At 67.0% G+C, this 24776-nt stretch carries 26 protein-coding genes; 17 read left to right on the forward strand and 9 right to left on the reverse strand.

What is annotated here, in order from left to right; translation table 11 throughout:
* Positions 1-6: 6 nt before the first annotated feature.
* The 5 genes from AC4PTO_RS06930 to AC4PTO_RS06950 form a co-directional block, all read right to left on the reverse strand.
* Positions 7-174 (reverse strand): hypothetical protein, encoded by a 168-nt coding sequence (locus AC4PTO_RS06930; RefSeq protein ID WP_492733000.1) that lies wholly within the window; start codon positions 172-174, stop codon positions 7-9.
* Between the two features lie 28 nt (positions 175-202).
* A complete protein-coding gene (locus tag AC4PTO_RS06935) occupies positions 203-1615 on the reverse strand; it encodes a DUF2927 domain-containing protein (protein ID WP_492733001.1) in 1413 nt (470 codons plus the stop codon).
* A gap of 163 nt (positions 1616-1778) precedes the next feature.
* Positions 1779-2759 (reverse strand): methyltetrahydrofolate cobalamin methyltransferase, encoded by a 981-nt coding sequence (locus AC4PTO_RS06940; protein WP_492733002.1) that lies wholly within the window; start codon positions 2757-2759, stop codon positions 1779-1781.
* 5 nt (positions 2760-2764) lie between these two features.
* Positions 2765-3661: a methylenetetrahydrofolate reductase gene (locus tag AC4PTO_RS06945; protein WP_492733003.1), complete on the reverse strand. Its 897-nt coding sequence runs from the start codon at positions 3659-3661 to the stop codon at positions 2765-2767.
* 11 nt (positions 3662-3672) lie between these two features.
* A complete protein-coding gene (locus tag AC4PTO_RS06950) occupies positions 3673-3984 on the reverse strand; it encodes a virulence factor (RefSeq protein WP_492733004.1) in 312 nt (103 codons plus the stop codon).
* Positions 3985-4192: 208 nt separating this feature from the next.
* Between AC4PTO_RS06950 and AC4PTO_RS06955 the strand changes: the two genes are divergently transcribed.
* Together AC4PTO_RS06955 and AC4PTO_RS06960 are read left to right on the forward strand one after the other, a co-directional pair.
* The gene (locus tag AC4PTO_RS06955) at positions 4193-5311 is read left to right on the forward strand and encodes a Ppx/GppA phosphatase family protein (RefSeq protein WP_492733005.1); all 1119 of its coding nucleotides are present in this window, start codon (positions 4193-4195) and stop codon (positions 5309-5311) included.
* A complete protein-coding gene (locus AC4PTO_RS06960; protein WP_492733006.1) occupies positions 5311-6069 on the forward strand; it encodes an RlmE family RNA methyltransferase in 759 nt (252 codons plus the stop codon). Before AC4PTO_RS06955 ends, AC4PTO_RS06960 begins: the two co-directional genes overlap by 1 nt.
* On the opposite strand, the gene AC4PTO_RS06965 is transcribed toward AC4PTO_RS06960, so the two are convergent.
* The 3 genes from AC4PTO_RS06965 to miaA all read right to left on the reverse strand — a co-directional run bounded on the left by AC4PTO_RS06965 (position 6066) and on the right by miaA (position 9997).
* Positions 6066-8033 carry a bifunctional 2',3'-cyclic-nucleotide 2'-phosphodiesterase/3'-nucleotidase gene (locus tag AC4PTO_RS06965; RefSeq protein ID WP_492733007.1) on the reverse strand — a complete coding sequence of 656 codons (1968 nt, stop codon included), beginning with the start codon at positions 8031-8033 and terminating at the stop codon, positions 6066-6068. The genes AC4PTO_RS06960 and AC4PTO_RS06965 overlap by 4 nt on opposite strands.
* A 70-nt stretch (positions 8034-8103) precedes the next feature.
* The gene (locus tag AC4PTO_RS06970; protein ID WP_492733008.1) at positions 8104-8982 is read right to left on the reverse strand and encodes a helix-turn-helix domain-containing protein; all 879 of its coding nucleotides are present in this window, start codon (positions 8980-8982) and stop codon (positions 8104-8106) included.
* Positions 8983-9085: 103 nt separating this feature from the next.
* Entirely contained in the window at positions 9086-9997 is a 912-nt protein-coding gene (gene miaA, locus AC4PTO_RS06975; RefSeq protein WP_492733566.1) for a tRNA (adenosine(37)-N6)-dimethylallyltransferase MiaA, read from the reverse strand.
* A 100-nt stretch (positions 9998-10097) separates the two neighbouring features.
* Between miaA and pyrH the strand changes: the two genes are divergently transcribed.
* From pyrH to lpxB, 13 genes are all read left to right on the forward strand, one after another.
* Positions 10098-10829 carry a UMP kinase gene (pyrH, locus tag AC4PTO_RS06980; protein ID WP_492733009.1) on the forward strand — a complete coding sequence of 244 codons (732 nt, stop codon included), beginning with the start codon at positions 10098-10100 and terminating at the stop codon, positions 10827-10829.
* Positions 10830-10897: 68 nt separating this feature from the next.
* Positions 10898-11461 carry a ribosome recycling factor gene (frr, locus tag AC4PTO_RS06985; RefSeq protein ID WP_492733010.1) on the forward strand — a complete coding sequence of 188 codons (564 nt, stop codon included), beginning with the start codon at positions 10898-10900 and terminating at the stop codon, positions 11459-11461.
* 35 nt (positions 11462-11496) lie between these two features.
* Entirely contained in the window at positions 11497-12240 is a 744-nt protein-coding gene (uppS, locus tag AC4PTO_RS06990; protein WP_492733011.1) for a polyprenyl diphosphate synthase, read from the forward strand.
* On the forward strand, positions 12237-13034 hold the full coding sequence (locus tag AC4PTO_RS06995) for a phosphatidate cytidylyltransferase (RefSeq protein ID WP_492733012.1): 798 nt from the start codon (positions 12237-12239) through the stop codon (positions 13032-13034). The genes uppS and AC4PTO_RS06995 overlap by 4 nt, the downstream gene beginning before the upstream one ends.
* A gap of 3 nt (positions 13035-13037) precedes the next feature.
* Positions 13038-14216 carry a 1-deoxy-D-xylulose-5-phosphate reductoisomerase gene (dxr, locus tag AC4PTO_RS07000; RefSeq protein WP_492733013.1) on the forward strand — a complete coding sequence of 393 codons (1179 nt, stop codon included), beginning with the start codon at positions 13038-13040 and terminating at the stop codon, positions 14214-14216.
* Positions 14217-14219: 3 nt separating this feature from the next.
* Positions 14220-15575, forward strand: coding sequence for an RIP metalloprotease RseP (rseP, locus tag AC4PTO_RS07005; RefSeq protein WP_492733014.1), 1356 nt, complete (start codon positions 14220-14222; stop codon positions 15573-15575).
* 91 nt (positions 15576-15666) lie between these two features.
* Positions 15667-15840 carry a hypothetical protein gene (locus AC4PTO_RS07010; RefSeq protein WP_492733015.1) on the forward strand — a complete coding sequence of 58 codons (174 nt, stop codon included), beginning with the start codon at positions 15667-15669 and terminating at the stop codon, positions 15838-15840.
* A gap of 117 nt (positions 15841-15957) precedes the next feature.
* A complete protein-coding gene (gene bamA / locus AC4PTO_RS07015) occupies positions 15958-18369 on the forward strand; it encodes an outer membrane protein assembly factor BamA (protein WP_492733016.1) in 2412 nt (803 codons plus the stop codon).
* Positions 18370-18379: 10 nt separating this feature from the next.
* Positions 18380-19081 carry an OmpH/Skp family outer membrane protein gene (locus AC4PTO_RS07020; RefSeq protein WP_492733017.1) on the forward strand — a complete coding sequence of 234 codons (702 nt, stop codon included), beginning with the start codon at positions 18380-18382 and terminating at the stop codon, positions 19079-19081.
* Positions 19082-19166: 85 nt separating this feature from the next.
* A complete protein-coding gene (gene fabZ, locus AC4PTO_RS07025; protein WP_492733018.1) occupies positions 19167-19628 on the forward strand; it encodes a 3-hydroxyacyl-ACP dehydratase FabZ in 462 nt (153 codons plus the stop codon).
* 3 nt (positions 19629-19631) lie between these two features.
* Positions 19632-20429, forward strand: coding sequence for an acyl-ACP--UDP-N-acetylglucosamine O-acyltransferase (lpxA, locus tag AC4PTO_RS07030; protein WP_492733019.1), 798 nt, complete (start codon positions 19632-19634; stop codon positions 20427-20429).
* A complete protein-coding gene (locus AC4PTO_RS07035) occupies positions 20426-21235 on the forward strand; it encodes an LpxI family protein (protein ID WP_492733020.1) in 810 nt (269 codons plus the stop codon). The genes lpxA and AC4PTO_RS07035 overlap by 4 nt, the downstream gene beginning before the upstream one ends.
* Entirely contained in the window at positions 21232-22383 is a 1152-nt protein-coding gene (gene lpxB / locus AC4PTO_RS07040) for a lipid-A-disaccharide synthase (protein ID WP_492733021.1), read from the forward strand. The genes AC4PTO_RS07035 and lpxB overlap by 4 nt, the downstream gene beginning before the upstream one ends.
* On the opposite strand, the gene mnmA is transcribed toward lpxB, so the two are convergent.
* Positions 22380-23519 (reverse strand): tRNA 2-thiouridine(34) synthase MnmA, encoded by a 1140-nt coding sequence (mnmA, locus tag AC4PTO_RS07045; RefSeq protein WP_492733022.1) that lies wholly within the window; start codon positions 23517-23519, stop codon positions 22380-22382. The genes lpxB and mnmA overlap by 4 nt on opposite strands.
* Positions 23520-23644: 125 nt before the next feature.
* On the opposite strand from mnmA, the gene sciP reads away from it, so the two are divergent.
* The gene (gene sciP, locus AC4PTO_RS07050) at positions 23645-23923 is read left to right on the forward strand and encodes a CtrA inhibitor SciP (protein ID WP_492733023.1); all 279 of its coding nucleotides are present in this window, start codon (positions 23645-23647) and stop codon (positions 23921-23923) included.
* Positions 23924-24016: 93 nt separating this feature from the next.
* Positions 24017-24730, forward strand: a complete 714-nt coding sequence (gene ctrA, locus AC4PTO_RS07055; RefSeq protein ID WP_492733024.1) for a response regulator transcription factor CtrA — start codon at positions 24017-24019, stop codon at positions 24728-24730.
* Positions 24731-24776: the final 46 nt, after the last annotated feature.

The raw sequence follows: 24776 nt of genomic DNA on the forward strand, positions 1-24776 counted from the left end.
GGCGCCTCAGGCCGCGCGCAGGATGAAGATGGTGATGAACAGCCCCGCCAGGCCGAACAGGATGGCGTGGACGGCGGCATACTGGGCCTGGTCGAAGCCGTTGCCGCCGCGTTTGCGTGCGCGCACGACGCCCAGAAGGGCGCCAAGGACAAGGGCGATGAAAACGATGGGCATGGTTCCCCCGATAAGCGTTTCGCGGCCGCTACCTGAGGCGTGGCGCCGTCCGGGTCAGCGCCGCCACCTCGGCCGCGCGCCTGCGCATGGCCGCGTCAGAGCCGAAGCCATAGCGCGCCCAGCCCGCCGAGTCGAGCCGCGCCTGCGCGGCCTCGGCGCGATGGCCAAGCGTGTCGTAGGATTGCGCGCGGATCAGATAGAGCGTGGCCAGAAGTGCGGCGTTCTGGCTTTCGGCGGCCGGGCCAAGCGCGCGCGCCACCAGCGTCAGCGCGTCCTGCGCGCGCCCGCCAGAGAGCGCGAAGGCCGCCATCTGCATGTCGACATGCGCGACCTGGATCGCCCCGCCGGGCAGCGCGCGGTAAAGCTGCCCGGCACGCAGGAAGGCGGCAAGGGCGCCCTCGGGGTCGTCGGGCAGGCTCAGGCGGCCAAGCGCATACCAGGCAAAGCCCGCGCGCGTGTCGCGCCAGCCCTCGGCCCGTGCGATGTCGACGGCGCGCTCGGCGGCGGCCTTGCGCCGCGCGCCGTTGCCGCCGGGGGTCAGCGCGGCCTCGATCGCGCGGGTGAAGGCCTGCGGCGTGGGCGCGGGGTCGGTCAGGAGGCCGACGGGGCCGCCTTGCGGGTTCAGCCGGGCAAGGATCGCGGGCAGGCGGGCGGCGACCTCGGGTGCGGTCATGCCCGAGCGCAGCTCGGCCGCGTTGTGGATGCGCAGCATCGTCATGTCGAAGCCGGTCAGCACGGTATGGAAATTGTCGTCGTTGAAGACGGAATCGGACAGGCGGTAAAGATCGTTCAGCGGGCCGAGCGCCTGGGCGATTTCCTCGTGCAGGCAATCGCGCACCTCTTGCGGCGGGCTGTCCGAGGGCACGAAGACCGATACGGTGTGGCGTTGCTCCAGCGCGGCCCAGTCGGTGCGCGCGCTGCGCCTTGCGCGGCGATAGTCCTGCCAGCCCGTGACATTGGGCGCCACGAAACAGGCCGCGTTAGGCACCAGCGCCTGCATCTTGCGCCGGGGCAGGAATTCCACGGTGATCGTGTCGGCCGTGCCGGGCCGTGCCGCGATGTCGATCCCGGCCTCGGCGCGCAGGCGCGCGAGCAGGGCGGCAAGGTCTTGCGGGGCGGTGGCGGGCACGTCGCCGGTCAGCCGCACCGAGACGGGCCCTTCGAACCGCGTCAGGCGGGGCAGCTCACGCCCGCTTTCAAGGCGGAAAGACAGCGCCATGAAATCGCGTGCAAGATCGGCATTGGAATGGGTGCGCGCGGGCAAGGCCACAGCGGCGGGCGATACGCGGGGCATCTGCAAGGGTTCGGTTCGGGCGCGGTCGGGGGGCAGTGACCCGGTGGGCGGCGCACAGCCCGTCAGGCTGAGCCCCACAGCCAACAGCGCGGCGCCAAGGGGCAGCCGGGCAGAACGGGGCACAAGGGCAAGGCGGGCGGAAACCATGGCGGCACTTTCGGCAGGATCTGCGCCAAGGGTGCCGCAACGCCCTGGCCGCGGCCAGTATATATTTGCGATCCTTCGGAAATGTTGCGCGCGGGTCATCCTGCGCGCGGCATGAAAAAGGCGCCGCGGCCGGGCCGGGGCGCCTTTGGCGTTCAGGTGCGGCTCAGCCGCGGGCGCGCCGCCGTCCGCCGCGCCCCGATCCGGCCGCAGCCGCCGCGGCCGAGGCTTCGGCAAAGCTGGCGCCGTCCTTCATCGCGTCCAGGATGCGGGTGAACTTGATCCAGTCGCCGCCATTGGCGTCGTGATCCATCAGCAGGTTGGCGGCGCGGATCGCCTCCATCTCCTGGCTGCGCACGGGGTTCATGATGGCGCTTGTCATGCCTGCGCCGATCGCCATCGGCAGGAAGGCCGCGTTGACGCCGTGCCGGTTGGGCAGGCCGAAGCTGATATTCGAGGCGCCGCAGGTCGTGTTCACGCCCAGCTCGTCGCGCAGGCGCTGCACAAGCGTGAAGACCTGGCGCCCGGCCGAGGCCATCGCACCCACCGGCATCACCAGCGGATCGACCACGATGTCATGGGCGGGAATGCCGAAATCGGCCGCGCGCTGCACGATCTTCTTGGCCACGGCAAAGCGCACGTCGGGGTCTTCGGAAATGCCCGTGTCGTCGTTCGAGATGGCGACGACCGGGACGTTGTATTTCTTGACCAGCGGCAGCACCAGCTCCAGCCGTTCCTCCTCGCCGGTGACCGAGTTGAGCAGCGGGCGCCCCTCGCAGGCCTCGAGGCCGGCCTTCAGCGCCTCGGGGACCGAGCTGTCGATGCACAGCGGCACGTCGACCAGCGCCTGCACGCGGGCGCACAGGTCGCGCATCAGCGGCGGCTCGACGAAGTTGTTGTCGGCATAGCGCGGGTCGGTGGCCATGCGGTTGGTGAAGACCGCGCCCGAGTTGATGTCGAGCACCATGGCGCCGCAGGCGACCTGTTCAAGCGCGTCACGCTCCACGGTCGAGAAGTCGTCGGCCTCAAGCTCGGCGGCAAGCTTCTTGCGGCCGGTGGGGTTGATGCGTTCGCCGATGACGCAGAAGGGTTCATCGAAACCGATCACGACGGTTTTCGATTTCGATTCCAGGACGGTCCGGGTCATGTGGCTCAGCCTTTCGTGTGATCCGCCAGCCAGGCGGCGTTGGTCTTGATCCCCCCGAGGGGGAAGAAATGCACCGCCTCGATCCCGAAACCGGGATTGGCGGCCTTGTGCGCGGCCAGTTCGGCGACAAGGTCGGTCGGCTCGAACGGCAGCAGCAGCTTGGTCACATCGCGGGCGCGCTTTTGCAACACGCGAAGCGAGGGGCCGACGCCGCAGGCGATGGCGAATTTCAGCAGGGTCTGAAGCTTGGCGGGGCCGGCGACGCCGATATGGATCGGCAGCTCGATCCCCGCGGCGGCCAGCCGGTCGGCCCATGCGATGACCGGGGCGGTCTCGAAGCAGAACTGGGTGACGATGGCCATGCGCGCATCGCTGCGGGCCGCGAAATCCTGCTTGAGGCGCAGCGCCTCCATCACCACGCGGTCCGAGCCGTCGGGGTCGATGTCGCGGTTGCCTTCGGGATGCCCCGCGACATGCAGCCGCGCAAAGCCGTCGAAGGCGCCGTTTTCCAGAAGCTGCATCGCGCTGTCATAGGCGCCCGCGGGGGTGGCCACGCCACCGCCGAGGATCAGCGCCTCGCGCACGCCGGCCTCGGATTTGTAGCGCCCGACCCAGTCGCGCAGGGTCGCGGCATCGGGAATGATGCGCGCGGGGAAATGCGGCATCGGCTCATAGCCTTCCTCGCGCAGGCGGCGTGCGGTGGCCACCATGTCCTCGATCGGGGTGCCCTCGATATGGGCGATATAGACACGCGTGCCCTGCGGAAGAAGCGGGCGGAAATCCTCGATCCCGGCGGCGGTGCGGGGCATCACCTCGATCGAGAAACCGTCGAGGAATGCCGCAACCACACCGTTGGTCGGGGTTTCGGGGCGTGCCTCGCGGCGGAAGTTCAAAAGCGCCATTGCGGTCTCCGTCAGGCGGTGCGGGGATCTTCCCAACCATTGTTTGCGATCAGCGCGGCAAGCCGCGCGGCGTCGTATTCGGCCACGATCCGGGCAAGTTCACCCTCGGCGGCGGTGGCGTCGTCTCCGGGGCGTTCGCCAAGCGGCGCCTTGCGCCATTCGGCCAGATAGGCATCGCTGTCCTTGGCGCCGATCTTCATCGCGCAGCGGTCGATGGCCTGCTCGAACCGCTCCGGCAGGGGTTTCTTGACCCCGCGACGACCTTTCCCCGCGATGATCTGCGCGGGGATGTCGCGCCAGTAGACGATGGTGATTTCTGCCATGGGTGATTCCTTCCTTGCCTCACAGATACGCGCGATAGCGACAAAGCCGATGACGGTTTTCGACATGTTGCGCGGAGATGGCGACGTAATGGCGGCTTGCGGGCGCGCGCGTGGGCAGCGCCCGCATCGGGGCGCGACGGGATGCGCTCTTGCGTCGGCGGATTGCAGCCGATAGTTTGGGGATAACTTGAAATCGGAGGGCGTGCTGATGGCGCCCAGGCGTCGCAGGTCTGCGGGTGCGTTCCCGAAACCGGTAGAGCCACCCGCGACCGACACCGCCGAATCGACCGAGCTTTATGCCGCGCTCGATCTCGGCACCAACAGTTGCCGCATGCTGATTGCCCGTCCGAAGGGCCATCAGTTCCATGTGGTCGACAGCTTTTCCAAGGCTGTCCAGCTGGGGCATGGGCTTGAGGCCTCTGGCCGGCTTTCCCGCAACTCGATGAACCGCACGGTGCAGGCCTTGCAGATCTGCCGGCGCAAGATCGACACGCATGGCGTCAAGCGCATGCGGCTGGTGGCGACCGAGGCGTGCCGCCGCGCGGCCAATTCGGCGGAGTTCATGCGCCAGGTCCGCCGCGAGACCGGCCTGCCGCTGGAAATCATCAAGCCCGAGGAAGAGGCGCGCCTTGCCGTGATTTCCTGTGCCTCGCTGGTCAACCCCAAGACCGAACAGCTTCTGGTCGTCGATATCGGCGGCGGCTCGACCGAGCTGGTCTGGATCGACCTGGCCGACGTGCCGCCCGCGGACCGCGCGCGGGCGATCATGCGGATGTCGGGCGGGTTCAACCCCGGCGGCCCGGTGATCGAGCCCGCGGCGCGGGTGGTCGACTGGATCTCGGTCTCGCTCGGGGTGGCCACGCTGAAGGACCAGTTCGCCGATGTCGAGGACGATGCCGCGCGTTTCGCGCTGATGAGCTGGTATTTCGAAGAGAAACTGGCCGATTTCAGCCCCTATTCGGCGGGCTCCCCGCGTGAGGGGTTCCAGATCGTGGGAACCTCGGGCACGGTGACGACGGTGGCGGCCTGCCATCTGGGGCTGAAGCGCTATGACCGCAACAAGGTCGACGGGATGACGATGTCCACCGCGCAGATCGACGCGGTGATCCGCGGCTTTCTGGCGATGGGCCCCGAGGGGCGGCGCGCCGATCCGCGCATCGGGCGCGACCGGCATTCGCTGATCATGTCGGGGGCCGCGATCCTTCAGGCGCTGATGCGCGTCTGGCCGACCGACCGCATGAGCGTGGCCGATCGCGGCCTGCGCGAGGGGCTGCTTTACGCACAAATGGCCGCCGATGGCGTGCTGGAAGAACTGGGACCGATCTGATGGCCAAGACACCGACGGGCAAGAACACATCCGGGCGCGGGCAGCGCGATCTGCGCGTGCGGGTCAAGACGGCCAAGGGGCGCAAGCTGTCCTCGACGCTGTGGCTCGAACGGCAGTTGAACGATCCCTATGTGCAGCGCGCCCGCAAGGAGGGTTATCGCGGCCGCGCGGCCTTCAAGATCCTCGAACTGGACGACAAGTATCGCTTCCTCGTGCCCGGCGCGCGGGTCGTCGATCTGGGCTGCGCGCCCGGCGGCTGGTGCCAGGTGGCGGTCAGGCGGGTGAACGCGCTTGGCGAGAAGTCGGGCAAGAAGGTGGGCACCGTCCTCGGCGTCGATCTGCAAGAGGTATCGGCCATACCGGGGGCCGAGATCCACCAGCTCGATTTCCTCGAGGAGGGCGCCGACGAAAAGGTCAAGGCCTGGCTGGGGGGCAAGGCGGATGTGGTGATGTCGGACATGGCCGCGGCCTCCTCGGGGCATCAGGGGACCGACCATCTGCGCATCATCGCGCTGTGCGAGGCGGCGGCCGAGTTCGCCTTCGACGTGCTGGAAGAGGGCGGCACCTTCGTGGCCAAGGTGCTGGCCGGCGGGGCCGAGAACGAATTGCAGGCGATCCTGAAGAAGAATTTCACCAAGGTCGCCAATGTCAAGCCGCCCGCAAGCCGGCAGGACAGTTCCGAGAAATTCGTGGTCGCGCAGGGCTTCCGCGGCCGCCGGCACGATGCGGCGGCCGGGCAGGGGGACGAGGCCGACTAAAGCGTGATGCGATAGCGGGCATGGCCCTCGGGGCCTTCGCCCGCAGGCTCGATCGCAAGGCCGCGCGCGCGGACCTCGTCCAGATAAGTCGCGGATTTCGGCCCGGTATCGAACAGCACCGTCGCGCCACCTGCGGGCGCCAGCGTCCAGTTGCCGTCTGCCGCGGGGCTGATCGTGCCCTTCTCCACGATATAGCGCACGATCACGTCACGGTTCGTGTCGGGCGCCTGAAGGATCACGGTCGAGCCGTCGGCACCGGGGAAATGCCCCCCGCCCGAGGCCCGGTAGTTGTTCGTCGCCAACACGAATTCCTGCGCGGGGTCGACCGGCGCGCCGTCGAAGTGCAGCTCGGTGATGCGATGCGCCTCGGGGGCGACGACCTGTCCGTCATTGTCGTAGCGCGCGGGCTGGGTCAGGTCGATCCGGTAGCTGACACCGTCGATCGTGTCGAAGTTATAGGCCGGAAACTCGGGGTTGATCAGCGGCTGATCGGCCCCGCCCGGCGTGATCTGGTTGAAGATCCCGGCCGAGCGCTCCAGCCATTCGCGCAGATCGGCGCCGGTGATGCGCACCGCCTGCAAGGTGTTGGGATAAAGGTAAAGATCGGCCACGTTCTTGATCGCCACGGGGCCGGCCGGCACGTCGGTGTAATAGTCCGGCCCGCCGCGCCCGCCCGCCTTGAAGGGGGCGGCCGCCGACAGAAGCGGAAGGCCCGCATGCTCGGACCCGGCCAGAAGCTGCGCGACATACCATGTCTGGGCAAGGCTGACGATCTGCACCGAGGGATCGTCGGTCACCAGCGCGAAATAGCTGTGCAGCGGCGCGGTGGTCTGGCCTACCTCGGCGCGCACATAGGCCAGGGTTTCGTCATGGATCGCGGCGGTGGCCGCGATCGCGGGGGCGTAATCGCCGACAAGCGGGGCGATCTTGCGATCCTCGCCGCGCTCATAGATCGGGCGCACCGCGCTTTGCGAAGCGGCGATGCGCCAGCCGGTCCCGTCACGCTCCAGCATCAGCTCGATCAGCCCCAGATGCGAGCCCCAGAACCCCGCCATGACCGCGGGCTTGCCGTTGATCGTGCCGGTTTCCGCGTCGAACCCCTCGCCGTTGTAATCCTTGCCGGGCCAGACACGATGCGCGTGGCCCGTCACCACGGCGTCGATACCCTCGATCCCCGCAAGGTGGAACGAGGCGTTCTCCATCCCCTCGGAGGCGGGGCTCGCGTCGATGCCCGAATGCGACAGCGCGATCACCAGATCCGCGCCCTCCTCGCGCAGTTGCGGCACCCAGGCGCGCGCGGCCTCCAGGATGTCGCGCGCGTGAAAGCTGCCTTCCAGATGCGCGCGGTCCCATTGCATGATCTGGGGCGGCACGAAGCCGATCAGGCCGATGCGGATCGGATGGGTGTCACCCGCGCCATCGGTCAGGTTGTGTTCAAGGATCACATAGGGCGGGGCGAAAAGGTCGTCCTCGCGCGGGGTGGCGCCAAGGCTGCGGGCGAAATTCGCGCAGACGATGGGATAGTTCGCCCCGGCATTCACCTTTTCCAGAAAGTCGATGCCATAGTTGAACTCGTGGTTGCCAAGCGTGCCCGCGCCATAGCCAAGCGTGTTCATCCCCGCGATGACGGGATGCAGGTCGCCTTCGTTCATGCCGCGCGCATAAGCGATGTAATCGCCCATCGGGTTGCCCTGAAGATAGTCGCCATTGTCGACCAGAAGGGTGTTCGTGGCCTCGGCCCGGATCGCCTGGATGATCGAGGCGGTGCGCGCAAGGCCCATCGTGTCATTGGGCTTGTCGGCGTAATAGTCATAGGGCTGGACGTGGCAATGCAGGTCGGTGGTGGACAGGATGCGCAGGTGCGCCTGCCCGGCCTGCGCGCGCGCCGAGAAAGGATGCAGCGCGACAAATCCCATGGCCGATCCTCCGGCCAGAACTGCGCGGCGTGAAATGGTCAGTGTCATGGCGATCCCCCAAAGCGTTGCGGCCCCCGAAACCTGGGGGCCAAAGGTGACGCGCCGGTGACGGTCCGGATCAGCCCGTGCGACGGAATTGCGACGGCGTCTTGCCGATCCTTGCGTGGAAGGCGCGGGTGAAATAGGCGGGGCTGGTGAAGCCGAGCGTGCGGGCGATGGTCTTCACCGGCTCGCGGGTTTCGCTCAGCAGGCGGCGGGCCTCGTAGAGGCGGCGGTCCTGGAGCAGTTCGGATGCCGGCCGGCCACAGCTTTCGCGGCACACGCGCGACAGATGCGTGGGGGTCACGCCCAGTTCCGCGGCATAGTCCGCCACGCCATGCCCCGAGCGGAAATCGCGTTCCAGAAGGGCGGTGTAGCGCGCGACAAGGCGCTTGGCGGCGGTGGGGCGCTTGACCTCGGACTGATGCGCCTCGACCTGGCGTTCCAGCCAGACGCTTAGCAGGCCCAGATGGTGGCGCGCGGCGCGGTCCGATCCGGGGCGGGTGCTGTCCAGCTCGCGCGCGACGGCCTCGATGATGCCCGACAGCTCGGCCTGCGCGGCGCCTTCGCGCACCCGCAGATGCTGGGCCGAATGGGGCAGGGTGATGTCGCTGCCCCGGCCAAGGAAGACCGCCTGCCCGTGGGTCTGCGGCCCGACCTCGAAGCCGTGCATCACGCCGGCGGGGATGAACACCGCGTTATGCGCGCCATAGCCGCGGGTCACGCCGCCAAGGGTCATGCGGCCCTGACCGCGGGTGAACCACAAAAGGCAGGGCTCGGAAAGCGCGCGCATCGCCTCGACCCGCCAGCGGCCGCCCTGCGCCAGGCGCGGGATCGGCACGATCCGCGCGGCGGGGGGCGTTTCCGGCAGCGCACTGCGCGGAACGGTGACCTCGGGTTTCGGGCGCGGCGGGCTGTCGGAGAACTGCGACAGCGGAGGGGCGGAGAACAGCTTCACGAGAAAGCCTTTCCATTGGGCAAGACAAGCGTGAAGATTATGCCGGAAACCCTTATTTTCCAACAGATTTATAGGCTGTCGGCAAAAGCGCGCCGGGCTGGCGTTAGGGACGCGCTATCTTGTGCCACCGTCCCATGCGGGCACGAAACCATGTGCGCTGACGCTTGGCATATTGGCGCGAAGCGGCCTGTGCGGCGGCCGTGGCGACCTCCAGCGTGCATTTCTGTTGCAGATAGGCCACCAGTTCGGGCGCGCCGATCGCCCTGGCCCAAAGGGCGGTCCGGTCCCAGTGCGGCAGCATCGCGCGCACCTCGTCCAGCGCGCCCTCGGCCAGCATCTGCGCAAAGCGCCGGTCGATCCGTTCGGCCAGCCAGTCGCGCTCGGCCTCGATCAGAAGGGGCGTGCAGGCCGACAGCGGCAGAAGGGCGGGAGGCGTCTCGGCCTGCCAGGCGGCCAGGCCCTTGCCGGTGGCGGCCAACACCTCCCAGGCGCGCTGGATGCGCGCGGGGTTGAGCGGGTCGACCTTCGCGGCGGTCGGGCCGTCCAGCTCGGCCAGCAGGGCGGCGGGACCCTCGGCCGCAAGGCGCCGGTCGGCAAGCGCGCGCAGCCCGGGCGGCGTGGGCGGGATCTCGGCCAGCCCCTCGGTCAGCGCGCTGAGGTAAAGCCCGGTGCCGCCCACGATGATGGGCCGGATGCCGCTGTGCAGAAGCGCCGCGACCTCGCGCAGCCAATGGCCCACGGAATAGTCCTGCCCGGGTGCGACATGGCCGTAAAGCGCGTGCGGGGCGGCGGCCTCGTCCGCGGCCGAGGGGCGCGCGCTCAGCACCCGCCAGCACGACCAGACCTGAAGCGCATCGGCGTTGACCACGACCCCGCCCTGCGCCCGCGCGATCGCAAGCGCCAGGCCCGACTTGCCGCTTGCCGTCGGGCCGGCAATCAGGACCGGGCGCGTGGCGTCAATATTATCAAGCAGTTGCAAACTGGTGCCCTGTCGTTCCTGTCCGCCTGCGCGGATTTTCCGCCATTCCGCCGTCCGGCCCAAACGCGTGGTTGAACCCGCGCTCCATTTGCGACATTTTGCGCGGCGATGACAACCGCAGCGATGAGGACCCCCGATGAGCGCGCAAGCCGACGCAAAAGTAACCTACAAGAGGGTCCTGCTGAAGATCTCGGGTGAGGCGCTGATGGGCGATCAGGGCTTCGGGCTGCACCCGCCGACCGTGGCGCGCATCGCGCAAGAGGTCAAATCGGTCCATGACATGGGCGTCGAGATCTGTATGGTGATCGGCGGCGGCAACATCTTCCGCGGCCTTCAGGGCTCGGCCCAGGGGATGGAGCGGACGACGGCCGATTACATGGGGATGCTGGCTACGGTGATGAACGCGCTTGGCATGCAGGCCGCGCTCGAGGCGCTTGGCATCCATACCCGCGTGATCAGCGCGATCCCGATGGATCAGGTCTGCGAGCCCTATATACGCCGCCGCGCCGTGCGCCACCTTGAGAAGAAGCGGGTGTGCATTTTCGCCGCCGGCACCGGGAACCCCTATTTCACCACCGATACCGCGGCTACGCTGCGCGCCAACGAAATGGGCTGCGAGGCGATCTTCAAGGGCACCAAGGTCGACGGTGTCTATGACAAGGATCCGAAAAAATTCCCCGATGCAAAACGCTTCGACACGATTTCCTATGACGAGGTTTTGCAAAAACACCTTGGCGTGATGGATGCTTCGGCGATCGCCCTTGCGCGCGACAACAACCTGCCGATCATCGTATTCTCGCTGGATGAACCCGGCGGCTTCCGCGGCATTCTTGCGGGGCAGGGCACCTATACGCGGGTGCAGGGCTGACGCTATCTTTCTGGCGTGACCTTCGCTATGAGGGGGCACGCCGCAAATCAGAAGACGGAAAACAGAACATGTCCGACGATATCGAGATCGACATTGACGACCTTTCGCGCCGCATGGACGGGGCGATGGTTGCGCTCAAGCACGAATTCGCCAGCCTGCGCACCGGCCGCGCCTCGGCCACGATGGTCGAGCCGATCATGGTCGATGCCTATGGCCAGATGACCCCGATCAACCAGATCGGCACCGTCAACGTGCCCGAGCCGCGCATGGTCACGATCAATGTCTGGGACAAGGCGCTGGTCGGCAAGGCCGAGAAGGCGATCCGCGAATCCGGGCTTGGCATCAACCCGCAGCTCAACGGCACGATCATCATGCTGCCGATCCCCGAACTGAACGAGGAACGCCGGCGCGAACTGACCCGCGTGGCCGCGCAATATGCCGAACATGCACGTGTTGCCGTGCGCAACGTGCGCCGCGATGGCATGGACCAGATCAAGAAGGCCAAGACCGGCGGCATGTCCGAGGATGATCAGAAGATGTGGTCCGACGAGGTGCAGGCCCTGACCGACAAGATGATCGCGCAGGTCGACAAGGCACTTGAGGCGAAGCAGGCAGAGATCATGCAGGTCTGACCTGCCGTCTTCACCCATCCGCGAAAGGCGGGCCTATGGCCGTTACCGAACCAACTTCTGTTACCAGTTCCGTGGACTACGGAGTCCCGCATGTTGCCGTTATCATGGACGGAAACGGCCGTTGGGCCAAGAACCGCGGCTGGCCACGCCTTGTAGGCCACCGCCGCGGGGCCGAGCGCGTCAAGCAGATCGTGCGCGCCTGCCCCGATCTGGGGGTCCGCTGGCTGACCGTCTATGCCTTCTCGACCGAGAACTGGAAGCGTTCGACCGAGGAAGTCCTTGGCCTGATGGGGATTTTCGCCCGCTATATCGAGAAGGAGGCCGATGCGCTTGCCGCCGAGGGCGTGCGCATGCGCTTCATCGGGGAGCGGAGCAGGCTGGAACCCCGGCTGCAAAAGCTGATGGTGGGGATCGAGGCGAAAACCGCCCCGAACAGCCGCCTGAACCTGACCGTGGCGATCAATTACGGCGGCCGGGACGAGCTTGCGCGCGCCGCAGCACAGCTTGCGCGCGATTATGCGGCGGGAAAGATCGGCGCGGACGAGCTGAACGAGGAGGCGCTTGCCGCGCGACTCGATACTGCGGGGCTGCCCGACCCGGATCTGGTGATCCGCACCTCGGGCGAGACGCGCACCTCGAATTTCCTGCCCTGGCAGTCGGCCTATTCCGAATACGAATTTACGTCGACGCTCTGGCCCGATTTCACCATCGACGATCTGGCCAGGATCCTGGAGCGCTTCGGCGGGCGCGACCGGCGTTTCGGCGGGGCCAAGGCATGACGGGCGAGCCCGCCCCGGCACGTTGGAACGATCTGCCGGCCCGGGTTGCCTCGGGGGTGGCCATGCTGGCGGTCGGGGCCCTGGCAATCTGGTGGGGCGGACTGGTCTTTGCGGCGCTTGCGGTTTTGGTGACCGCGCTGATGATCTGGGAACTTTCGCTCATGACCGCGCCCGGACGGCGCGACGAGGCGCTTGGCCTTGCGCTGCTTGCGGGCGGCGTTCTGGCGGTGGTGCTGTGGCTGCACATGCCGTTCGTCCTTGCGCTTCTGGCCCTGCCGCCGGTTCTGGGCGCGCTGCGGCCGCGCCGCGACCCGGCGATCTTCGGCCTTTACGCGCTTGCGGTGATGCTGACCGGCTATGGCCTTGTGGCGCTGCGCGAGGGGCAGGGGCTGGCCGCGATCGCGTGGATCGTCGCGGTGGTGGTGATCTCGGATGTGGCGGGCTATTTCGCCGGGCGGATGCTGGGCGGGCCGAAATTCTGGCCGGCCGTGAGCCCGAAGAAGACCTGGTCGGGAACGGTTGCGGGCTGGGTCGGTGCCGCGCTCGTGGGGTTGTGCTTTGCGCTTGCGGGCGGGGGCTGGGCGCTGGTCTGGCTGTCGCCGCTTCTGGCCTTTGCCGGGCAGATGGGCGACATCGCGGAAAGCGCGATCAAGCGCCGGACGGGGGTCAAGGACAGCTCGACCCTCATTCCGGGCCATGGCGGCGTGCTGGACCGGTTCGACGCGCTTCTGGGCGCGGTTCTGCTTGTGCTGCTGGTCGTGCAGATCATGCCGCTGCCGCTTGCGGGGATCTAGGGCATGCGGCGGATCTCGGTCTTCGGGGCGACCGGCTCGATCGGGGAAAGCACCTACGATCTGTTGATGCGCCAGGGCGGCAGCGCGCGGTTTCACACCGTCGCGCTGAGCGGGGGACGCAATGTCGCCCGGCTGGCCGCGCAGGCGCGCGACCTGCGGGCCGAACTGGCCGTCACCGCCTATGACGATTGCCTGCCCGCGCTGCGTGCCGCGCTTGCCGGATCGGGGGTCGAGGCCGCGGCGGGACCGCAGGCGCTGATCGAGGCCGCCGACCGCCCCGCCGACTGGGTCATGAGCGCGATCGTCGGCGCGGCGGGCCTTGCGCCGGGGTTCCATGCGCTGCGCCACGGCGCGACGCTGGCACTTGCCAACAAGGAATCGCTGGTGACGGCCGGTCCGCTTCTGATGGCCGAGGCCGCGCGCCACGGCGCCCGCATCCTGCCCGTCGACAGCGAGCATTCGGCCGTCTTCCAGGCGCTTGTCGGGGAAGACATGGCCGCGGTCGAGCGTGTCATCATCACCGCCTCGGGCGGGGCATTCCGCGACTGGCCGATGGAGCGCCTGGCCCATGCCACGGTTGCCGAGGCCTCGAGTCACCCGAACTGGGCCATGGGGCAGCGGATCACCATCGACAGTGCCTCGATGTTCAACAAGGCGCTGGAGGTTATTGAAACAAAGGAATATTTCGGAATCGCGCCGGAGCGAATCGAGGTGCTGGTGCATCCCGAAAGCTTGGTCCATGCGCTGGTGGGGTTTTGCGACGGGGCGCTGATGGCGCATCTGGGCGCGCCCGACATGCGCCATGCGATCGGCTATGCGCTGAACTGGCCCGAGCGTGCCGAACTGCCGGTGGCGCGGCTTGACCTTGCGCAGATCGGTGCGCTGAGCTTCCGTGCGCCCGATCCCGGCCGTTACCCCGCGCTGCGCCTTGCGCGCGAGGTGATGGCGATGGGCGGCACGGCCGGCGCCGCGTTCAACGCCGCGAAAGAGGCCGCGCTGGACGGCTTTGTCGCCGGGCGCATCGGGTTTCTGGACATGGCGCGGCTGGTCGAGGCGGTGCTGGCGGAAATGTCATCGCGTCAGGGTCTTGGAAATGCCGCACTCAGCCTCGATAACGTCATGCATACCGATGCCGAGGCCCGCAGGCTGGGCCGCGCGATGATCGAGACGGGAAGGATCTGAGTTTTGGATTTCATGGGGTTGCTGCCGGATTTCGGCAATGTGCTTTACACCGTCGCGGCTTTCGTCATCGCGCTTTCGGTCATCGTCACGGTTCACGAATACGGCCATTACATCGTCGGGCGCTGGTCGGGGATCAAGGCCGAGGTTTTCTCGCTTGGCTTCGGGCCCAAGCTGTTCAGCCGGGTGGACCGGCACGGCACCCGCTGGCAGGTGGCGCTGTTGCCGCTTGGCGGTTATGTGAAGTTTCTGGGCGATGCCAATGCCGCCTCGGCCGGGGCCGACGATACCGCGATGGCGGAACTGAGCGCGGAAGAGCGGCGCCACACGATGCATGGCGCGCCGCTTTGGGCGCGCGCGGCGACGGTTGCGGCGGGGCCGGTCTTCAACTTCATCCTGTCGATCGTGATTTTCGCGGGTCTGATGCTCTGGACCGGGATGGCCACCGACAAGCCGGTGATCGGCGGGCTGGTGGATCTGCCCGGCGGCACCTACGAGCTGCGCGAGGGCGACGAGGTTCTGGCCATCGCGGGCCAGCAGATCGCGGATTACGCCGCCCTGGGCGATGCGATCGAAACGATGCCCGAGGGCGAGAGTCTGCCCTGGCGGGTGCGCCGCGACGGCTCCGAGATCGAGATTGCCGGCCCGCAGCCCTATCCCCCGCGCGTGGCGGGGGTTGCGATGCAATCGGCCGCGCAAGAGGCGGGGCTTCAGCCCGGCGATGTGATCACCGGTGCCGATGGCCGGCCCTTCCACCGCTTTTCCGATCTTCAGGCCGCGGTGAAGGCCGCCGAGGGTGCGCCGCTGACGCTGGATCTGTGGCGCCCGGCGGGCGAGGGCGCCGGCGCCGATACGCTGCGCGTGACGCTCAGCCCCAAGGTCACCGACCTGCCCCTGCCGGGCGGCGGTTTCGAGACCGATTACAAGATCGGCGTGGCGGGGGGCTTCGTCTTCCTGCCCGAAACCCGCCCCACCGGGCTGGGCGAGGCGGTTCTGGGCGGCATGCGCGAAACCTGGGGGATCGTGACCTCGTCTCTTTCGGCGCTTGGGCACATGATCACGGGGGCGATCTCGTCGTGCAACCTGCGCGGCGCGATCGGCATTGCCGAAAGCTCGGCCGCGGCGGCGCAATCGGGGGCGGACAATTTCATCTGGTTCATCGCGGTGCTGTCGACGGCGGTCGGGTTTCTCAACCTCTTCCCGATCCCGGTTCTGGATGGCGGGCATCTGATGTTCCATGTCTGGGAGGCGGCGGCGGGCAAGCCGCCATCGGACCGGGTGATGAATGTCCTGATGGCGATCGGCCTGGCGCTGGTGCTGACGCTGATGCTGTTCGGCCTGTCGAACGACCTGTTCTGCTGACGCTCTGTTTTGCGGGCATGGACAATGGCGCGCTGCCCTAATTCGGCCACAAAAACGCGCTAGGTATCCGGCACCGAGGCAGGAGGTTTCGATGACGGATATCATTGCGAACGGCTACCGTGGAGCATCCTTCATGCTGGGCATGGCGGTCGACCGGCTTCTGCTGCCCGCGGCGATCATCGTGGCGCTGCTCGGGGCCTATCTGATCGGCGTCCAGCTGGCCGAAATGGGCATTCCTTCCGGCCCCGCCCCTTACCAGCTTTGATCGGCGCGCGCGGCGCCCGACCGGCGCCCATCGGCTTTTGACAAAGACCCCCAATCCCGCTAGTCACGTCAGTGATAACGGATTTTTGTGTCACTGGATCGCGGCGGGGGAAGTGGTATGACGCTCAGGCAGATCAAGGCCGGCAGGATCGGCATGGCGCGCGTGCTCTGCAAAGCCGCATTTGTTTTTCTTTTCATGGCAATGGCTTGGACGATGGCCCCCGGCGAGGCCGAGGCGCAGAGCTATCGTTTCGACCGCGTCGTGATCGAGGGAAATGAGCGGATCGAGCCGCAGACGATCCTGACTTATGCCGGAATCGGCCGGGGTGAGGCGGTGACGGCGGGCGGTCTGAACGACGCCTATCAGCGCATTCAGGGCTCTGGCCTGTTCGAATCGGTCGAGATCGTGCCGCAGGGCGGAACGCTGCTGATCCGGGTCCAGGAATACCCCACCATCAACATCGTCAATTTCGAGGGCAACCGCCGCCTGAAGGACGAGGCCCTGGCCGAGGTGGTCGAGTCGCGCTCGAACCGGGTCTATTCGCCGGCTACCGCCGAGGCCGACGCCGCCCGCATCGCGCAATCCTATGCCGAGGCCGGCCGTCTGGCCGCGCGGGTCACGCCGAAGGTCATCCGCCGTGACGGCAACCGTGTCGATCTGGCCTTCGAGATCCGCGAAGGCAAGGTCAGCGAGGTGGAGCGCCTTTCGTTCACCGGAAATCGCGCCTATTCCGACCGCCGCCTGCGTCAGGTCGTTCAGACCAAGCAGGCCGGGATTTTCCGCGCGATCATCCAGCGCGACACCTTCGTGGCCGATCGCGTCGAATTCGACCGCCAGTTGCTTACCGATTTCTATCGCTCGCGCGGCTATGTCGACGCGCAGGTGACCGGGGTGTCCTCGGAAATGCCGCGCGAACGCGACGGCTTCTTCATGACCTTCAACATCCGCGAGGGGCAGCAGTTCCGTTTCGGCAAGGTCACCACGGTCTCCGAGGTCGAGGGCGTCGATGCCGAGGAATTCCGCCCGCTGGCGAAGATCCGTTCGGGCGTGGTCTATTCGCCCTCGGCGGTGGATAACGCCATTGGCCGGATGGAGGCGCTTGCGCTGCGCAAGGGACTGAACTTCGTGCGGGTCGAGCCGCGCATCACCCGCAATGCCAGCAACCAGACGCTGGACCTTGAACTTGCGCTGACCCGTGGTCCGCGCGTCTTTGTCGAGCGCATCGACATCGAGGGCAACACCACGACCCTCGATCAGGTGATCCGGCGTCAGTTCCGCACGGTCGAAGGCGACCCCTTCAACCCGCGCGAGATCCGCAACGCAGCCGAGCGCGTGCGTGCGCTTGGTTTCTTCTCGGATGCGACCGTCGATGCCCGCCAGGGCGGGGCGGAAGACCAGGTCGTGGTCGATGTGAACGTTGACGAACAACCCACCGGCTCGCTGACCTTCGGGGCCAGCTACGGTGTGTCCTCAGGCTTTGGCGTCAACGTCGCGCTGAACGAGGCGAATTTCCTTGGCCGCGGCCAGTTCCTTGGCGTTCAGATCGGCACGACCTCGGACAACTCGCAATCCTCGCTGACCTTCGTGGAACCGTTCTTCCTTGGGCGCGATCTGAAGTTCCGCTTCAACGTCTATTACAACATCTCGGAAAACGACAACTCGGACTATTCGGCGCGTTTCATCGGATTCTCACCCTCGATCGAGTTCCCGGTGTCCGAGAATGGCCGTCTGGAACTGCGCTACAAGATGTCCAAGGACAAGCTGTATGACGTTGGCCTGAACGACAACGACACGCCGGACGATCCGTCGGACGATTTCTCCGACAGCTCGCCCATCCTGCTGTGCGAAGCGGGCGAGGCGCCGGCCGGCTATGCCTGCGATTTCACCGATGGCGACCTGCTGACGAGTGCCGTGGGCTACACCTACAGCTATGACACGCGCACCACCGGACTGAACCCGAATGCCGGCGTGCTTCTGCGCTTCGGTCAGGATTTCGCGGGCCTTGGCGGCGATGTCGAGGCGATCACCACCACGGCCCTCGTCTCGGCCCAGACCAAGGTGCTTCAGGAAGAAGTGACCCTGCGCGCCGAGCTGGAAGGCGGCGCGATCCACATGATCAACGGCAACAGCCGTGTAACCAACCGCTTCTCGGGCAGCGGCAAGATCCGCGGCTTCGAATATAACGGCCTGGGTCCGCGCGATCTGGCCGCACCGAATGCCGACGCGCTTGGCGGCAACTATTTCGCGGTTGCGCGGCTTGAGGCGGAATTCCCGATCGGCCTGCCCGAGGAATACGGGCTGAGCGGCGGGCTGTTTCTGGATGTCGGCTCGGTCTGGGGGCTGGACAACAAGGTTGGCACCGGCGGCGCGATCGTCGATGACAGCCTGATCTGGCGCTCGGCGATCGGTTTCTCGCTGTTCTGGGATACCGCGATCGGGCCGCTGCGGTTCAACTTCTCCAAGGCGCTGCGCAAGGAAGATTACGACCTCGAGCAGAGCTTCGACCTGACCGTTTCGACCCGGTTCTGAGGTCATGGGCGTGCGGGCGTGGCTTGTGGCGGGGGCTTTCGCCCTTGCCCTCTTGCCCGGCGCCAATGGCGTCGCCGCGCAAGAGGCCGGTTCCGCCGCCACCGACGACAACGTGATCGTGCTTCCCAGTCCGGTCCTGACATTGGACTGGGAACGGCTTTACGAAGGATCCCGGTGGGGCCGCCGGGTGCGTGCGGATATCGAGGCTGCCTCGGCCGCGCTGAGCGCCGAGAATACGCGCATCGCCGACCTTCTGGTGAAGGAAGAGCGCGCCCTGACGAACAAGCGCCCGACCATGGACCCCGAAGCGTTCCGCGCCGAGGCCGATGCGTTCGATCAGCGTGTGGTGGGCATCCGGGAGGCCCAGGAAGAGAAATCCCGCGCCCTTGCCCGCCAGCTCGAGGATGAACGCACGGCCTTTGTAGAGGCCGCCTTGCCCTTGCTTGACAGCGTGTTACAGGCGCGCGGCGCTGCGGTGATCCTGGATCGCCGGGTCATCATCCGAGGCCTCGCGCAGGTAGATGTCACCGAAGAACTGGGCGCACGAGTCGATGCCGTCCTTGGGGAGGGGCCGGCCATGGCAAGCCCGTCGCCTGACGGGGATGTAGCGCCCTCCGACGCGGGTGACGTTCCGGCTGACGCAACGGAAGGCGCGCCGCCCGTGCCCTCCGCCACCGGCGAAACGGCGCCGCCTGCGGCATCGGGGAACTGACCCCGCTTCTTGCCAAGGCGCGGTTGCGTTGCTAGCAACGATCAAGCACCCTCGTGCGCGATGTTCTGGACCTCACGGAGATCAGATGACCGAGCCCGCCCCCTACACCTTCGCCGACCTTAGCCTGATCAAGCGGATCATTCCGCATCGCTATCCGTTCCTGCTGATCGACAAGGTGCGCGACATCGTGCCCTTCAAAGGCGCGGTCGGCATCAAGAACGTGACCTGCAACGAGCCGCATTTCCAGGGCCACTTCCCGAACGAGCCGATCATGCCCGGCGTCACCATCGTCGAGGCGATGGCGCAGACCTCGGCCGTGGTGGTGGGGATCTCGCTCGATGTGATCGACAAGCCGCTTTTGACCTATTTCATGGGGATCGACGCGTGCAAGTTCCGTCGCAAGGTTGTGCCGGGCGACGTGCTGGAGCTGCATGTCACCGTCAAGCGCGGCGGCGGCAAGATCTGGAAGTTCTACGGCGAGGCCACGGTCGAGGGCCAGTTGGCCGCGCAAGCGGAATTCACCGCGATGATGGACCTTCAGGGGTAAGCGATGCGTATTGACGCCACGGCGCAGATCCACCCCTCGGCCGTGGTCGAAGAGGGCGCGCAGATCGCGGCCGGCTGCAAGATAGGTCCTTTTTGCATGATCGGCCCCGAGGTCGTCCTTGGCCCGGAGGTCGAGATCAAGTCCCATGCCATCGTGACCGGCGCGACCGAGATCGGCGCGCAGACCGTGATCTTCCCCTTCGCCTCGGTTGGCGAGATCCCGCAGGACCTGAAATTCGCGGGCGAGCATACGCGACTGGTGATCGGGGTGCGCAACCGCATCCGCGAACATGTCACGATCAACACCGGAACCGAGGGCGGCGGCGGCATTACCCGGATCGGGGACGATTGCCTGTTCATGGCGGGGGCGCATGTCGCGCATGACTGCCAAGTGGGCAACGGGGTGATCCTTGTGAACAACTCGGCCATCGCCGGGCATTGCGTGATCGAGGATCAGGTGATCGTCGGGGGCCTGTCGGGCGTGCATCAATGGGTGCGCATCGGGCGCGGGGCCATCATCGGCGCGCTGTCGATGGTGACGGCGGACGTGATTCCGCATGCCATGGTGGCGGGGCCGCGGGCGCAGCTTGAAGGGCTCAATCTTGTCGGGCTGAAGCGGCGCGGCACCCCGCGGGCCGAGATCACCGCGCTGCGCGATCTTTATGCCGCGCTGTCCGAAGGCGGCAGCTTCCGCGAAACCGCCCGGCATCTGGCCGAAAGCGGCGCAGAGGATGCGCTGGTGCAGGAAGTCCTGAGCTTCATCCTGGGGCCGTCGGACCGGTCCTTCCTGACCCCGAAATGACGGATACGGCGCTGATAGCGGGAACCGGCGCGCTGCCCGCGCTTCTGGCGGCAGCCTGTCCGGGGATGCTGATCTGCGAGATGGAGGGCTTTGCCGCCGCCGTGCCGGGGGCCGCGCCGCTGCGCTTCCGGGTCGAACGTCTGGTGCCGTTTCTCGACGGGCTGGTGGCACGCGGCATTCGCCGGGTGGTCTTTGCCGGGGCGATGCGCCGCCCGCGGCTGGAGCCTGAGCTGTTCGATCCGCAGACCGCGATGCTGGTGCCGCGCCTTCTGGGGGCGATGCAGGCGGGCGACGATGCCACGCTGCGCGCGGTGATCGCGCTGTTCGAGGAATGGGATCTGAAGGTCGTGGGCGCCGATGCCATCGCCCCCGATCTGGTGCCCTGCGCCGGCGTTCTGTGCGGCACGCCGGGCCCCGCGGACGAGCTGGACGCCGCCCGCGCGGCCACGATCGTGGCCGCGCTTGGCGCGGCCGATGTGGGGCAGGGTGCGGTGGTGGCGCAGGGCCTGTGCCTTGCCGTCGAGGCCTTGCCGGGAACCGATGCGATGCTGGATTTCGCCGCCCTGCACCAGGGGCTGCGCCCCGATCCGGCAGGCGCGCGCGGGGTGTTCTACAAGGCGCCGAAGCCCGGCCAAGACCGGCGCATCGACCTGCCGGCCATCGGGCCGCAGACCGTGGCGCGCGCGGCTGCCGCAGGGCTTGCCGGGATCGCGTGGGAGGCGGGCGGCGTCCTGCTTTTGGGGCGCGAAAAGACCCTTGCCGCCGCGCAGGAGGCCGGTCTGTTCCTGTGGTCGCGCAGGCCATGAGGATCTTCGTGATCGCGGGCGAGCCTTCGGGCGACAAGCTGGGCGCCGCGCTGATGGCGGGCCTGAAAGCGCTTGCCCCCGGCGTCGAGTTCCACGGCATCGGCGGCCCCCTGATGGAGGCCGAGGGGCTGGCAAGCCGCTTTCCCATGGAAGAGCTGTCGGTCATGGGCCTGTGGGAGGTCTTGCCGAAATACCGCCACCTGAAGCGCCGCATCGCCGAGACCGCGGCGGCGGTGGCCGATCTGGCGCCCGACGCGCTGATCACGATCGACAGCCCCGATTTCACGCTGCGGGTGGCGCGGGGCGCCCGCGCGGCGCGCCCGGATCTGCGCGTGATCCATTACGTTGCACCCTCGGTCTGGGCCTGGCGGCCGGGTCGCGCGGCGCGCATGGCGCAGGTTGTCGATCATGTGCTGGCGCTGCTGCCCTTCGAGCCGCGCTACATGCAGGCCGCCGGGATGAGCTGCGATTTCGTGGGCCATCCCGTGGTGGCCGAGCCCCGCGCCACGCCCGCCGAGGCCGCGGCATTCCGCGAAGCGCATGGCATCGCCGGGGACCAGCCGCTGGTCCTGTGCCTGCCCGGCTCGCGCGAGGGGGAGGTGGCGCGCCTCGGCCCCCGCTTCGACGAGGCGCTGATGCGCGTGCGCGACCGCGAACCGGGGCTGCGGGTGGTGCTGCCCACGGTGCGGGGCGTGGCGCCCATGGTGCGCGGCATGGCCGACCGCTGGCCGGTGGCGCCCATCGTCGTCGAGGACCCGTCCGAAAAGCGCGCGGCCTTCGCCGCGGCCGATCTTGCGCTTGCGGCCTCGGGCACGGTCAGCCTGGAACTGGCCGCCGCGCGCACGCCGATGGTGATCGCCTATGACATGGCGCCGCTCAGCCGGCTGATCGTGGGCTGGCTGCTGAAGATCGACACGGTCACGCTGGTCAATCTGGTGGCCGAGACCCGCGCGATCCCGGAATTTCTGGGCCGCGATTGCCGCGCCGATGCGATCGCCCCCGCGCTTTGCGCCCTGATCGAGGACGAGGGCGCGCGCGCCGCGCAGATGGCCGCGATGGAGGTCACGATGCAGCGCCTTGGCGAAGGCGGCGAGGCACCGGGCCTGCGCGCGGCGCGTTCGGTTCTGGCCTATCTGGCGCGCGCCTAGCGCCCGCGCCAGATCCAGCCGCCGCCAAGGATGCGGCTGCCGCCGGTTTCATAGAATACGCAGGCCTGTCCGGGGCTGACGCCTTCCTCGGGGCTTAGCAGTTCGACCTCTGCCTCGGTCTCCGAAAGCGGGCGGATCACCGCCTCGCGCGGGGGGCGGGTGGAGCGGACCTTGACCGAGACGTGCCATTCCGCCCGGCTGGTCAGGGGCGCATCGCCCAGCCAGTTGATTTCCCGCACCGGGATGACGCGGGTGGAAAGCGCCTCTTTCGGCCCCACGATCACGCGCCGGGCGTCGGGATCAAGCTTCACGACGTAAAGCGGATCGCCAAGCCCGCCGATGCCCAGTCCGCGCCGCTGGCCGATCGTGTAATGGATCACGCCCTTGTGGCTGCCCAGCACGTTGCCGTCCATGTCCACGATCTCGCCCGGATCGGCCGCGCCGGGGCGCAGCTTCTCGATCACCGAGGCATAATTGCCGTTCGGCACGAAGCAGATGTCCTGGCTGTCGGGCTTGTCGGCCACCGCCAGCCCGTATTTCGCGGCAAGCGCGCGGGTCTCGGCCTTGGAGGCCAGATGCCCGAGCGGGAAGCGCAGGAAGGCCAGCTGCTCGGGCGTGGTCGAGAACAGGAAATAGCTCTGGTCGCGGTTCGGGTCGGCGGCGCAATGCAGCTCGGGGCCCTGCGCGCCCATCTTGCGCTGGATGTAATGGCCCGTCGCCATGCAATCGGCCTCAAGATCCTTCGCCGTTTCCAAGAGATCCTTGAACTTCACCCGCTCGTTGCAGCGGATGCAGGGCACGGGCGTCGCCCCGGCCAGATAGGCATCGGCGAATTCGTCGATCACGGCTTCCTGAAAGACGTTTTCGTAATCCAGAACGTAATGCGGAAAGCCCATCGCCTCGGCCACGCGGCGCGCATCGTGGATGTCCTGGCCCGCGCAGCAGGCCCCCTTTTTCGCAAGCGCCGCGCCGTGGTCGTAAAGCTGAAGCGTCACGCCCACCACGTCATAGCCTTCCTCGGCCAGCACTGCGGCCACGACCGAGCTGTCGACACCGCCCGACATTGCGACGACGACCCGCGTATCCTGCGGGCGCTTGGGCAGGCCAAGCGAGTTCAGGGGCATGTCCTTGGGCATGGGGAGGCATCCTTTCGGCAGATCCGAAGGAATATAGGAACATGCGAGCTACTCACAACCCCGCGTTTCATTCCCCGTTAAGGGGAATTGCGCATTCTGGCGGCGTGCAGTCGATGGGGGGTGTCATGTATCTCAAGAAAGTTGATGGCCGGCGCGCCGTCACCTTGCCCGATGGCTCGATCCTGACACGGGCGGACCTGCCGCCGAAAGATACGCAGCGATGGGTGGCAAGCCGGAAGGCGGTGGTCGTGCATGCGGTGACATACGGCCTTCTGCCCCTGACCGAGGTGTTGGAGCGTTACAGCCTGTCCGAGGAAGAGTTCGATCTTTGGTCGGATGCGGTCAGCCGGCACGGGGTTGCTGGCCTGAAGGTCACGTCTATTCAAAAGAATAAACAATCATAGGTTGTATTATGGCTAAAAATGCCACAGTAACGTGTGGTTAACCATTTGATGAAAGTGTCAGTGCTATCGAGGGATTAACGTGGAGAACCCATAATGCGCATTTTGTTGGTGGAGGACGATCCCACGACTTCACGCAGCATCGAGTTGATGCTTACCCATGCCAATTTGAATGTTTATTGCACCGATCTGGGCGAAGAGGGCATCGACCTTGCCAAGCTCTATGATTACGATCTGATCCTTCTGGATTTGAACCTGCCCGACATGAACGGACATGAGGTGTTGCGCCAGTTGAGGCTGGCGCGTGTCGATACGCCGATCCTGATTCTCAGCGGGGCGGACGACACCGAGAACAAGATCAAGGGATTCGGCTTCGGCGCCGATGACTACATGATCAAACCGTTCCACCGCGAGGAACTGGTGGCGCGCATTCTGGCGATCATCCGCCGCTCCAAGGGGCATGCGCAGTCGGTTATCCGCACCGGCAAGATCGCGGTGAACCTCGATGCCAAGACGGTCGAGGCCGAGGGGCAGCCCGTGCATCTGACCGGCAAGGAATACCAGATGCTGGAACTGCTGAGCCTGCGCAAGGGCACCACGCTGACGAAAGAGATGTTTCTCAACCACCTTTACGGCGGCATGGATGAACCGGAGCTGAAGATCATCGACGTGTTCATCTGCAAGCTGCGCAAGAAGCTGGCCGAGGTGACGGGCGGCGAAAACTACATCGAAACGGTCTGGGGGCGGGGCTATGTGCTGCGCGATCCGACCCCGGTCGAAGCAGAGCGCAGGCTGGCAATCGGCGCCTGATCCTCTGGACGGCCCCGCCCGCTGCCCCTATCACTTCGGGGCAGCC

The sequence above is a fragment of the Rhodobacter maritimus genome (assembly GCF_058747975.1).